Source organism: Delftia sp. S65, from assembly GCF_016516495.1.
Classification (GTDB): Bacteria; Pseudomonadota; Gammaproteobacteria; order Burkholderiales; family Burkholderiaceae_C; genus Comamonas; species Comamonas acidovorans.
In genome coordinates, this window is record NZ_JACVUR010000013.1 from 19586 (window position 1) to 31737 (window position 12152).

At 65.9% G+C, this 12152-nt stretch carries 11 protein-coding genes; 5 read left to right on the forward strand and 6 right to left on the reverse strand.

Going from position 1 to position 12152, the window contains the following annotated elements; translation table 11 throughout:
* Positions 1–84: 84 nt before the first annotated feature.
* Genes IAE24_RS13410 through IAE24_RS13425 form a run of 4 tightly spaced genes read right to left on the reverse strand, consistent with a single transcriptional unit; the run spans position 85 to position 2928 of the window.
* Positions 85–264, reverse strand: a complete 180-nt coding sequence (locus IAE24_RS13410) for a DUF2256 domain-containing protein (RefSeq protein WP_013801983.1) — start codon at positions 262–264, stop codon at positions 85–87.
* Between the two features lie 20 nt (positions 265–284).
* Positions 285–1355: an NAD(P)/FAD-dependent oxidoreductase gene (locus tag IAE24_RS13415; protein WP_199961005.1), complete on the reverse strand. Its 1071-nt coding sequence runs from the start codon at positions 1353–1355 to the stop codon at positions 285–287.
* Positions 1352–1984: a lipocalin family protein gene (locus tag IAE24_RS13420; protein WP_199961006.1), complete on the reverse strand. Its 633-nt coding sequence runs from the start codon at positions 1982–1984 to the stop codon at positions 1352–1354. The genes IAE24_RS13415 and IAE24_RS13420 overlap by 4 nt, the downstream gene beginning before the upstream one ends.
* Positions 1945–2928 (reverse strand): MerR family transcriptional regulator, encoded by a 984-nt coding sequence (locus tag IAE24_RS13425; protein ID WP_233626235.1) that lies wholly within the window; start codon positions 2926–2928, stop codon positions 1945–1947. The genes IAE24_RS13420 and IAE24_RS13425 overlap by 40 nt, the downstream gene beginning before the upstream one ends.
* Positions 2929–3187: 259 nt before the next feature.
* Here IAE24_RS13425 and IAE24_RS13430 point away from each other — a divergent pair, with 259 nt between their 5' ends.
* Positions 3188–4762 (forward strand): methyl-accepting chemotaxis protein, encoded by a 1575-nt coding sequence (locus tag IAE24_RS13430; RefSeq protein WP_199961008.1) that lies wholly within the window; start codon positions 3188–3190, stop codon positions 4760–4762.
* A 75-nt stretch (positions 4763–4837) separates the two neighbouring features.
* Here IAE24_RS13430 and IAE24_RS13435 read toward each other — a convergent pair whose 3' ends face one another.
* Positions 4838–5215, reverse strand: coding sequence for a hypothetical protein (locus tag IAE24_RS13435; RefSeq protein ID WP_199961009.1), 378 nt, complete (start codon positions 5213–5215; stop codon positions 4838–4840).
* Between the two features lie 595 nt (positions 5216–5810).
* Between IAE24_RS13435 and IAE24_RS13440 the strand changes: the two genes are divergently transcribed.
* The 4 genes from IAE24_RS13440 (at position 5811) to IAE24_RS13455 (ending at position 11570) form a co-directional block, all read left to right on the forward strand.
* Complete coding sequence (locus tag IAE24_RS13440) at positions 5811–6221, forward strand: hypothetical protein (protein ID WP_199961010.1); 411 nt, start codon at positions 5811–5813, stop codon at positions 6219–6221.
* Positions 6222–6992: 771 nt separating this feature from the next.
* The gene (locus IAE24_RS13445; RefSeq protein ID WP_043821572.1) at positions 6993–8300 is read left to right on the forward strand and encodes a dicarboxylate/amino acid:cation symporter; all 1308 of its coding nucleotides are present in this window, start codon (positions 6993–6995) and stop codon (positions 8298–8300) included.
* A gap of 46 nt (positions 8301–8346) precedes the next feature.
* On the forward strand, positions 8347–10227 hold the full coding sequence (locus IAE24_RS13450; protein ID WP_199961011.1) for a sensor histidine kinase: 1881 nt from the start codon (positions 8347–8349) through the stop codon (positions 10225–10227).
* Positions 10224–11570, forward strand: a complete 1347-nt coding sequence (locus tag IAE24_RS13455) for a sigma-54-dependent transcriptional regulator (RefSeq protein ID WP_199961012.1) — start codon at positions 10224–10226, stop codon at positions 11568–11570. Before IAE24_RS13450 ends, IAE24_RS13455 begins: the two co-directional genes overlap by 4 nt.
* A gap of 46 nt (positions 11571–11616) precedes the next feature.
* On the opposite strand, the gene IAE24_RS13460 is transcribed toward IAE24_RS13455, so the two are convergent.
* The gene (locus IAE24_RS13460) at positions 11617–12135 is read right to left on the reverse strand and encodes a hypothetical protein (RefSeq protein ID WP_325100531.1); all 519 of its coding nucleotides are present in this window, start codon (positions 12133–12135) and stop codon (positions 11617–11619) included.
* Positions 12136–12152 lie beyond the last annotated feature (17 nt).

The following is a 12152-nucleotide window of genomic DNA, read 5'->3' on the forward strand; positions in this document are numbered from 1 at the left end:
ATGCAATGGGGTGGCGCATTATGGGGCCGGCCTGGCGGCAATCCAGGGCTCCAGGATGTGCGGGGCGCATGGCCCGCTTGGAGGTCAGCGCCTTGGCTGACGGCCTGCAGATGGGGGAGTGGGATCAGGCGGCAGTCGCGCGGTGCGGCAGCGCTGCGAGCAGTATTTGACCTCGTCCCAATCACGTGCCCATTTTTTGCGCCATGTGAACGCAAGACCGCAGCACGCACACAGCTTGGAGGGCAGGTGGGGCTTCTTGTGCATGGTGCGGGCGTTCCTGTGGTTCAGCGCGTCAGCGTGGCCAGGGCGCGTCGGGCCAGCGCCCGTCCGCTGAGCCAAGCGCCTTCGACGCCTGCGCCGCACATCCAGTCGCCACACAGGCCCAGGCCCGCAGGCGCGTCCCACCAGCAGCGGTTGACCAGGTGCGGCGCCGGCAGCGCATAGCGCCAACGGTGGGCAGTGACGTGCAGGCCGCCTGGCAAAGGGTGGGACAGAGAGCCGGCCAGTGGGCCGGTCAGGGCCTCGAATGCCTGCAGCAGTTGCCGGGCCACGGATTCGGCGTCCGACTCGATGTGATCCTGGCTCCACCGTGCACTGGCATGCAGCACCCAGGTCTGAGGTCCTTGCAGCACTTGCGGCCCCTGTCGTCCTGGCTTGGCGCTGTCGCGTGCCACCCAGCACAGCGGGCCATCCGTGATTTCTGCCGCATCCCAGTCCAGCGGCAGGGGGGCGTCGGTGCGCAGCATGGCCACCCAGCAAGGCTGCATGCGCGCGCTGGCAGCCAGTGCCGCCGCATAGGGCGAGACCGGCTCCAGCAAGGCTGCCGCCTGCGGTGCAGGCACTGCCAAAACCAGGGCGCAGTATTCCGATCCGATCTGCCCGTGTTCGGCACAGTGCACAGTCCAGCAGGCAGATTCGTACTGCAACTGCTGAACCGTGGCTTGCAGGTGCAGCCGTGCGCCATGCCCCTGTTGTGCAAGCCGCTGGACAAGAAACGCTGCGGGAGAGGTCATGCGCGGCACGCCCACCCAGCGGTCGGGGCCTGCATCTGCTGGCACCACGTCTTTGCCCTGCAGGCGCACTTCGCGCGGACGCCAGGCGGCGACAACGCCGTGCTGCTCCCACTGGCGCACCTCCTGCACAAACTCCGGGTCCTGGGCCGCAAACGATGGAGCGCCGTGATCGCACTGCCACGCACCCTGCGGATCCTGCGCGCGCCGCGTGCTCATGCGCCCGGATGGGCCTCGGCTTTTCTCGAAGATATCCACGCGGCAGCCAGCATCGGCCAGCAGCTGTGCACATGCCAAACCTGCCATTCCCGCGCCGATCACCGCGACGGGGGGCGCACCGTTCACAAGGCCTCCTGGCTGTGCGCTTCCTGGTGCCGCTCATGGCTGACCCAGATCAGCGCGCCGGTATCGACGCCCAGTTCCGCGGCCTTGGCGACGATGGATTGCAGCGTCTGCGGGGGCAGTTTCGGCTCTCTGGCCAGTATCCAGCAGTACTGCGTGTCCGGCCCGAGGACCAGCGCCCAGCGGTAGTCAGGGTCCAGGGCGGCCACATGGTAGCCGCCGTAGAACGGGCCGAAGAAGGAGACCTTGAGCGAAGCCGTGTCCGGCTTGCCCGTGAACAAGGCCTTGCCGACGGCGCGCTGCCACTGGCCCCGGGGCACGGAAAACCCCCGGTTCACCACCTTCACGCTGCCGTCTGCCTGCGGCGTGTACTCGGCGGTCACATCGGTCATGCCCCGCTCGAAACCATGGTCCAGCCGTGCCAGTTCGTACCACAGGCCCTGGTAGCGCTGCAGGTCGAACGGTGAGACGGGCGTGACCGAGCCTGGCGGGCGCATGCTGGCGCAACCGCTGGCCAGCAGGCCGGCGCCAAGGGCCGCTGCCAGCAGGGTGCGCCGCCTGGCGGTGAAGACAGGGCGGGGGGCGGGAAAGTTCATGCGTATGCCCTTGGTGTTCTTGTCGTCTGCCGCCATCGGGCGACCAGCGGTTGCAGATCCGTGAGATGGCGCACCGGCGTCATGCCCGCGACCGGGCTGGAATAAAGCGCCGGGCATGCTCCACCGGCCCACAACTCGATGGCCGGCGGCAAGTGGCTGCGCAGCTCGCCCAGGCAAGCCTGCGCCATCGCTCCGTTGTGTGCGCTGCTGAAGCTCAGCCCCACGATGTCGGCGCGATGCGCCCGCGCGGCCTGTGCCACGTCGCCGATGGGCGTCTGGGTGCCCAGCGATACGCAGTTGCAGCCTTCCAGGGCCAGCAGGGCTTCGACCATGAGCAGCCCAAGTCCATGCATCTCCTGCGGCAGCGTGGTCAGCAACACCTTGGGCGCGGGCGGCGGGGAAGGGGGGGGGAAGGAGGCGATTGCCTGCCTCAAGACGCCGGTGAGCACCTCGGTGTACAGGTGCTCTTCGAACACTTCAAAACGCCCCTGTGCCCAGAAATCGCCGACCGCCGTGGTCAGCGGGGCCACGAGCGTGGTCACGAAACCGGCCAGGCCCATGCGCGACTGGGCCAGGCTCAGGCAATGCCTGAGCTGGGCGGGATCATGGGCGGCAATGGCGTTGAGCATGGGGGCGAAGCGGTCAGAGTCCGCTGCATTCTCTGAATTTGTCCTGGACAAATCCTTGCCCGGCGAGGTGTCGGCGCGGGCCAGCAGCGTCTGCAGGCCGTCCAGATCCACGCCCATCAGCTTGCTGGGGCGCAGCCCCGTATCCATGAGCCGCCGGATCAGGGTCAGTTGTCGAACCTGGTCTGCCGGGTAGCGGCGATCGCCTGCCGAATCCCGTTCAGGCCTTGGAAAGCCGTAGCGTCTTTCCCAGACACGCAGGGTGTCCTTGGCAAGTCCGGTCTCGCGTTCGACGGCCGAGATGGGCAGCCCGGGGCCAGGCGCCAAAGGCAGGGGGTCAGAAAGTGGCGTCATTGATCTGAAGGGGACAAAACGTCCAGTCATGGCCGGGATGTTTTGAGGGATTTTGCGAATTGTCTAGGACAAAAATATGTTTTGTCCAATATATTACATAGAGAAACAAAGCGCAGGCCCGCTGGCCGCCACCCGGCAGCCGCTGGCGCAAGTGCTTTGTAGATCCCGGTCAGGAGATGACGGCTCCAGGCGCAGGCGAGGCTTCACACCATGATCGCCGCGCCCTTGTGCAGTCTTTCCGGCCACGCAGTTCGTACCGATGATCATCATGAATTTGTCCAACTGGCCACTGGCCCGCCGTCTCGCAGCTGCCTTCGCATGCGTCATCGCCATTTTTCTTCTTGTCATCGCGCTGGCCGTGAGCAGCCAGTCCCGGCTCAAGGAGGCCCAGCAATGGAACGAGCACACCTTCAAGGTGATGTCCCAGGGACAGCGCATGCTCACGGGCATGGTCAACATGGAGACGGCCTCGCGGGGCTATCTCCTGTCGGGTGACTCCCGTTTTCTTGCTCCATGGGATGAAGGACTCAAGGAGTTCGAGGCCTCCTGGCAGGAGGCCGTACGCCTGACCGAGGACAACCCCGCCCAGCAGCGCCGGCTCGACGGAATCCGGCTGCGCCACCGTGAATTCGTGCAGGCGGTGCAGCCGCTGCAGGCGCTGCGGCGGCAAGTTCAGGACGGCACGGCGACGGTCGAGGATCTGGTTCGCGAGTTCTCCCTGGGGCGCGAGAAGGCGGCCATGGATGGGCTGCGCGCACTGCAGGCGGACCTGGTGCGTGAGGAGGAGCAGCTCATGGCCGAGCGCTTGACGCGCACCGAGTCGCTGGCGGCAATGACGCTGGCGTTCGAGCTGGGGGGCGCGCTGGTGGCCGTCGTGCTGGCCGCCTTGCTGGGGACCTGGGTCACGCGCTCCATCACGGGCCCCATCGGCCGGGCTATCGAGGTGGCACGCGCGGTGGCATGCGGGGATCTGACGCAGCGGGTGGAGGCCACCACCCACGATGAAGTGGGGACCCTGCTGCGCAGCCTCGGCGAGATGAGTGATGCGCTATCGCAGGTCGTGGCCGTCGTGCGCAGCGGCAGCGAATCCGTGGCAAGTGCAAGCACGCAGATTGCCCAGGGCAACACCGACCTGTCCTCGCGAACCGAGAGCCAGGCCAGCGCGCTTGAACAGACGGCGGCCTCCATGGAACAGCTCGGAGCCACCGTGACCCAGAACGCGGATGGCGCGGGCAAGGCCAACGCGCTCGCGCAGCAGGCCAGCGGCGTGGCCGGGCAGGCGGGCGAGGTGGTCACCCAGGTCGTGGACACGATGAAGGGCATCAGTGAAAGTTCGCGCCGCATCGCCGACATCATCAACGTCATCGACGGCATCGCGTTCCAGACCAACATCCTGGCGCTGAACGCTGCGGTGGAGGCTGCGCGTGCCGGAGAACAGGGCCGCGGCTTCGCTGTAGTGGCCTCCGAGGTCCGCAGCCTGGCCGGCCGCAGCGCGGCGGCGGCCAAGGAGATCAAGGCCCTGATCTCCGACAGCGTCGAGCGGGTCGAACAGGGCTCTGTGCTGGCCGACCGCGCGGGGGGCACCATGGCTGAAGTGGTGACGAGCATACGCAGCGTCACCAGCCTCATGGGCGAGATCAGCGCGGCTTCCGCCGAACAACGCAGCGGCGTGGCACAAGTGGGCGATGCGGTCATGCAGATGGACCAGGCGACGCAGCAAAACGCGGCCCTGGTGGAGGAAATGGCGGCGGCAGCCACGAGCCTGCGCCAGCAGGCGCATGACCTTGTGCAGTCCGTGAGCGTTTTTCGCCTGGGGCCTCAGGCGCAGGGTTGAGGCAGGGTTGATGCACCGGGTGAAGACACGGTGCGGGACCCTGGGAGAGCGGGCCCCTCTACAGGCGCCGGAGCATCAGCCGCTGCTGCCGTTCTGCCCGGGCACCGGCCGGCGTTCAAACAGTTGCGCCATAGCTTTGGCGGCTGCCTCGGCCGCTTCGGCGCGGCGCATCTCGGCCGCGTCTTCAAACCCGCAGCCCATGGCCTGGGCCTCGGTGCCGGCGTAGTCGGCCAGCGTCTCGGCGCTGTCGCGGATGCTTTGCAGGGCGCGGGCCACCACATCCATGTGGCGATGGCCCTTGGGCGTCTCCAGCCATGCCAGGGCGAGCTGGGCGATGGAGGAGATCTCTGCACAGCCTTGCTGCACAAGATGGTCCACCTGGGTGAGGGCATTGGACAGCTGCCGCGTGGTGTGGCTGTCCTTGGCGGTGGTGGGTTGGGTGGTGGGGTTCATGCCTTGGCCCTCCGTGTGGAAGGGGCGGCGCCAAGAGAGGGCGCGCAGGCGAGTGCGAGAGAAACGGCGTTCATGGTTCCGTACTCCTGTGTGAGATTTGAAACCGCCAATCCCGCGTTTTGAAGCACGGAAAAGGTGGACGGGATGTTCAAAACACGCACACAGACGTGCGGGCAGCCTTGCGGACAGCCCCATCCCGCCCGTAACCGTTTGGACGAGCGGGCGGGAGCCCACTTGCCAGGTGTTCAGACGTGACGAGGCCTTCTTTCGGGAAGGCTCAGCCGCTGTGTGGTGAAGGTGTTTTGAAGCACCGGCCCCGTGACAGGGGGCCGGTGCGGATGATAGCGCGGGCGGGGAGGGGAGTGCCCCGTTTTCGGGGCGGAGATTTGCAGCGATGGCGTGGGCTGCTGCGGATGGTGGATGCAGCTATTGGCTGAGTTTTGACTGTCGCTGTTCGACCCACAGGAGACCTTCATTGGTCCGCCGTTAAGCAGTCATTGTGAAGGCATAGAAAGAGCGCCGACTAGACTTGTATGGCGTTAGGGGCCAGTGCAATGTATTATTCTTCATCTTTTACTACTAAAATCACCTCTGCATGTTTAATCTTGATAAATTGAAAAAAGAAAAAGGAACAAATGCATGGTTTTCGCAAACAGAAGATGGGACAGAGTTATTTCTTTATGGTACCGATGAGGCGCCCAGTATCGCGGCTCTTGAAGACGCGAAGATAATAATTTCTGAATATTTTTTAATAAAGAAAAAATCGATTGCACTACTGGAGTCTTTTATGAAAGACAGTGGAGAATGGTTTCTCAACTCGATAGTTGTTGGTCCATTTCAATCCGAGAAAGACGCTGACTTTCGCGTGGAACTTGGTTTTGAGGCAGACAGCAATAAAAACGAATATAGTTACACAGGGTTTACTGTCTACTTTACGCTTAATAAGAAGGGTCGGTATCTTGGATTGACATCGCACCCTTTCAAATTCTCAGTTGAATTCTCGTAATAATCCCAACTGTTTATTGAGTCAACGTAGATGACTGGACTGCTAATTCAAATGGTTAACGACTGATTTCCCTTAGCCTGATTGGCTGCTACTGGCCGATTTGCGTCGTTGGTCGCCACAAATTGGCCGAGACCAGTCCCTGCTCCTCAATCCACCAAACCCACAACCTAGCCACACCATCCAAGCCCCGATTCGCATACCGCTACCCGCCCGCCGCAAATTCCGAATCCTGCGTTCCCTGCGCCAACGAGATCAAGGCGCCCTCGTCGGAGTACTGGCTGTGCCATGACAGCGATGGGCCGCATTGCTGGCATATCAAGCCATCCATATCACGCTGGGTCGGTTGGCGATTCGATCGGCAAGCGCGCTTGTCCCGGAATCAAGGGCGTCCCGTGGCGACGGTGCTCGTCAGGTCCACGGCCCAGCGCCACCCCAAAAAAAAGAAGTGTGGACAGGGTGCACAGGCAGGTCGGAGGCGGCATGCCCAGTCATCCGGTTTTCCGAACGATGCAGGCGTTCCATCGTTCGGATTTCCGTGCCACCTTATGCATAAAAGTAAGGTCGATATAGGCGAATCAAGCAGTTAGCGCGGGGTGCAGGGGCCGGATGCGGCTGGCACGGTCTGTGCACTGTCAGGCGCAGGCCACGTGCATCGTGGTTGTGTATGCAGGGAGACAAGCCCGTCTTCGCTGTGGCATCCGGCCCGTGGCCGGCAGCCGTGGTGGCCGGGCTCGCTTGCAAGACCGAAATACGTCCAACGAAAAAATCCGCATGAAATTCAACCGCTTGACCACCATGGTGCTCGTGGCCATGGTCCTCGGCGTGCTGGTGGGCTATGCCTGCAACAGCTACGCACCCACGCCCGAGGCCGCCAAGGAAATCGCCAGCTACTTCGGCATCCTCACCGATGTCTTCCTGCGCATGATCAAGATGATCATCGCGCCCCTGGTGTTCGCCACCCTGGTGTCGGGCCTGGCCAACATGGGCGACGCCAAGGCCGTGGGCCGCATCGGCGGCCGCGCGCTGGGCTGGTTCATCGTGGCTTCGTTCTGCTCGCTGGCCATCGGCCTGATCTATGCGAACGTGCTGCAGCCCGGCCATGGCCTGAGCGTGGCCCTGCCGTCGTCGGCCGAGGGCCTGAACCTCAAGACCTCGGCGCTGAACCTCAAGGACTTCATCGCCCACGTGTTCCCCAAGAACATCTTCGAGGCCATGGCGACCAACGAGGTGCTGCAGATCCTGGTGTTCGCGCTGTTCTTCGGCATTGCGCTGGGCAACCTGCACAACCAGGCCGCGCGCTCCATGGTGGGCCTGATGGACGAAGTGGTCCACATCATGCTCAAGGTCACCGACTACGTGATGCGCTTCGCCCCCGTGGGCGTGTTCGGTGCCGTGGCTGGCACCATCACCATCCATGGCCTGGGCATGCTGTCGGTGTTCGGCAAGTTCATGCTGTGCTTCTACCTGGCCCTGGCCACGCTGTGGGTGCTGCTGATCGTGGCCGGCTACTGCGTGCTGGGCCGTGACATCTTCCGCCTGCTGAACCTGATCCGCGGCCCGCTGCTGGTGGGCTTTTCCACGGCCAGCAGCGAATCGACCTATCCCAAGCTGATGGAGCAGCTGGAGAAGTTCGGCATCAAGCCGCGCATCATCGGCTTCGTGCTGCCGCTGGGCTACTCGTTCAACCTGGACGGCTCGATGGTCTACACCACCTTCCTGGCCATCTTCATCGCCCAGGCCTACGGCATCGACATGACGCTGACGGCCCAGATCACCATGCTGCTGGTGCTGATGGTCTCCAGCAAGGGCATTGCCGGCGTGCCGCGCGCATCGCTGGTGGTGGTGGCCGCCGTGCTGCCCATGTTCGGCCTGCCCGAGGCGGGCATCCTGCTGATCCTGGGCATCGACCACTTCCTGGACATGGGCCGCACCCTGACCAATGTGCTGGGCAATGCGATCGCCACGGCCGTGGTGGCCAAGTGGGAAGGCGCCGTCGATCCGACCGCGGCCACGGATGACGACGAGTCCCTGCTGCCCACGGACCATTCCGAGCAAGGGCGGCCCGCTGTCTCGGCCTGAGGCCCAGGCGGCGCGGGGGGGCACTGATAACATCGGTGCCTTCACCATGCCCGCCCGCCGCCCCCTGCGCCAGCTCATCCTGCTTTTGCTGTGGCTTGCCCTGAGCGGGCTGAGCGGCTGGGGTGCGTACCTGCTGGCGCAGCGGCTGGGCATCGCCGATCTGCGTGCCACGGGCATGCACCGGCTGGAGCTGTACGGCGCCAGCCTGCAGCGCGAGATCGGCAAATATGCCTTCCTGCCCGACGTGCTGGCACTGGAAGGCAATGTGCAAAGGCTGCTGGCCGAGCCCGGCGACGAGCAGCTCACCAACCGCGTCAACGCCTACCTGGAGCAGCTCAACGACCGCGCGGGCACGCTGACCGCCTACCTGGTCGATGCGCGCGGCCACGTCGTGGCCTCCAGCAACTGGCGGCGCACCGACAGCTACATGGGCGAGGACCTGAGCTTTCGCCCCTACTACCGCACGGCCATGGCCACGGGCAGCGCGCGCTTCTTCGGCATAGGCACCACGCGCGGCGAGCCCGGCTACTACCTGGCCTCCACCCTGGGCGACGACACCCACACCCTGGGCGTGGCCGTGGTCAAGGTCAGCCTGGACCAGCTGGAGCAATCGTGGTCCACGGTGGAGGCACCCGTGCTGGTGGGCGACGAGAACGGCGTCGTCATCCTGGGCACGGTCTCCGACTGGAAATTCACCACTCTGCGCACGCTGGACGAGGGCACGCGCGCCGCCTTCGACCACACGCGCCAGTACAACCGCCGCGCGCTGGAGCCGCTGGGCCTGCAGGTGCTGCGCGACCTGGGCCAGGGCGCGCGCCTGGTGCGCATTGCCCGTCATGGCGAGGAATCGCCAGGCTCGGTCTACCCGGTCAGCGGCCGCTTCCTGGCCCAGTCGCGCCAGCTGCCTGGCACGCCCTGGACGATCACCGTGCTCTCGCACCTGGAGCAGGTCGACCAGCTGGCCCAGAGCCGCGCGCTGGCCGCGGCCGTGGGCGCGGCCTTTGTGTTGCTGCTGGCCATGATGGTCAACGAGCGCCGCCGCCACCTGCGCGACCGGCTGGCCGCGCGCGAGGCGCTGCAGGCCGCGCACGACGAGCTCGAGCGCAAGGTGGAGCAGCGCACGGCCGACCTGTCGGCCGCCAACGAGGCGCTGCAGGCCGAGGTAGCCGAGCGCACCCACGCCGAGGCCACGCTGCGCGCCGCCCAGGACGAACTGGTGCAGGCCGGCAAGCTGGCCGTGATAGGCCAGCTGTCCACGGGCGTGGCCCATGAACTCAATCAGCCGCTGACGGCGCTGCGCACCCTGGCCGGCAACAGCCAGCGCTTTCTGGAGCGCGGCGATACCGAAACCACGCGCGTGAACCTGGAGCGCATGGCGCAGCTGGCCGACCGCATGGGCCGCATCACCGGCCAGCTGCGCAACTTTGCGCGCAAGTCCAGCGGCGCCAGCCAGGCCGTGCCGCTGGCGCATGCGCTGGACAATGCGCTGGCCGTGATGGAGTCGCGCGTGGCCGAGACCGGCGCCCGCATCCTGCGCGATGACGGCGTGCCCGAGGCCGTGGCCTGGTGCGACCGCAACCGCATCGAGCAGGTGCTGATCAACCTGATCAACAACTCCCTGGACGCCATGCGCGGCCAGCCCGCGCCCTGCCTGGAGCTGGCCTGCGCCGTGGCCGATGGCCGCGCCCAGGTCACCGTGCGCGACCACGGCCCGGGCCTGAGCGAAGCTGCGCAGGCCCATCTGTTCCAGCCGTTTTTCACCACCAAGGAAGAGGGCGTGGGCCTGGGCCTGGGGCTGGCGCTGTCGGCCGGCATCGTGCGTGAATGCGGCGGCACGCTGACGGGCAGCAACCATCCGGGCGGCGGCGCCGTCTTCACGCTGAGCCTGGCCCTGGCTCCCTCCACACCTTCTGCCGACACACCATGACCGACGCCCTCAAAGTCCTGATCATCGAGGATGACCCAGACATCGTGCTCGGCTGCGAGCAGGCTCTGCAGCTCGAAGGCATCGCCTGCGAAAGCGTGGGCAGCGCCGAGCAGGCGCGCCGGCGCCTGTCGCGCGACTTCGCGGGCATCGTGGTCAGCGACATCCGCCTGCCGCGCATGGACGGCATGGCCTTCCTGCGCGAACTGGTGGCCATGGACCCGGAACTGCCCGTGGTGCTGATCACCGGCCACGGCGACATCTCCATGGCCGTGCAGGCCATGAAGGACGGCGCCCAGGACTTCATCCAGAAACCCTTCGCCCCCGAAACCCTGGTCGGCGCCGTGCGTCGCGCCCTGGAGCGCCGCCGCCTGGTGCTGGAGGTGCGGGCGCTGCGTCAGCAGCTGGACCAGCGCGACAGCCTGGAGCACCGGCTGATAGGCCGCGCGCCCAACATGCGCCAGCTGCGCCAGATGCTCACGGGGCTGGCGCAGAGCGCGGCCGATGTGCTGATCCAGGGCGAGACCGGCACGGGCAAGGAACTGGTGGCGCGCTGCCTGCACGAAGCCAGCGCACGGCGCGATGGCAACTTCGTGGCCGTCAACTGCGGCGGCCTGCCCGACACGCTGTTCGACAGCGAAATGTTCGGCAGCGAGGCCGGCGCTTATACCGGCGCGGGCAAGAAGCGCATCGGCAAGCTGGAGCACGCCAGCGGCGGCACGCTGTTCCTCGACGAGATCGAGAGCATGCCCCTGCCCATGCAGATCAAGCTGCTGCGCGTGCTGCAGGAGCGCGTTCTGGAGCGCCTGGGCTCCAACACCCTGATCCCCATCGACTGCCGCGTGATCGCGGCCACCAAGGTGGATCTGCTCGAACTCAGCAGGCAGGGCCTGTTCCGCGCCGACCTCTACTACCGCCTGAACGTGGCCACCGTCTCGCTGCCGCCGCTGCGCGAGCGGCGCGAGGACGTGCCGCTGCTGTTCGAGCACTTCGCGCTGCAGGGCGCCGCGCGCCACCAGAGGCCCGTGCCCGAGCTGACCACCGCGCGCGTGCAGCAACTGCTGGGCTATGACTGGCCCGGCAACGTGCGCGAGCTGCGCAACGTGGCCGAGCGCACGGTGCTGGGCATCGAGACCGGCTCGCCCCCCTTCGGCCAGCCGGCCGGCACCCCCGCGCAGGACGCCGCGCCCCGGCCGCTGTCCGCCGCTGTCGAGGCCTTCGAGCGCGCCCTCATCGCCGACGCCCTGCGGCGCCACGCCGGCAGCCTGGCGCGCACGGCCGAAGCCCTGTCCATGCCCAAGACCACCCTGCACGACAAGATCCGCAAGTACGGGCTGGATGGGTAGGGGCTGGTTGCCCGCCCCAGTCCGGATTTTCGGGAAACGGCCTGGCCTACCTGGATTCGTAGGACGGGCGCAGTGCCGCAATCGCCTTTTGAATCGCAGCACGCACGGTGGGCCGGTCGATCACCTCGCCACAGTGCAGCACGGGCAATGGCTTGCCCTGTCCGGGACGGGTTTCGTCGCGCATGATGGCCACATCGCCGTTGGCGCCCTTGGCGTTCTCTTGCTGCACCTGCTCGGCAATGCCCGCCAGCACTTCGATATTCCCGTGCATGCGCTGCACGATGACGGATGCCCAGGCATCTCCTTGGTCCTTGAGATAGGGCTCGGCCTGCTGGGTCAGGCAGCTTGCGATGGCATAGCTTTCAACGTCGCGCTGCACTTGCGTGCGAGCGCCACCTGCGGGATTCGTGTCGGGGGTGCATCCGGCGATGGCTGGAACCAAAAGAAGCAAGGCCACGCGCATCAAGTCAGCTCCCAAATTTCGTCTGTTGAGGTTGTGAGGGTCGACTGGCCCGGCCCGGCTCGGCTCGGCATGCGCAGCCGCTGTCTTGGTCTGGCTGTCCACAGTCCACTCCATTTAGC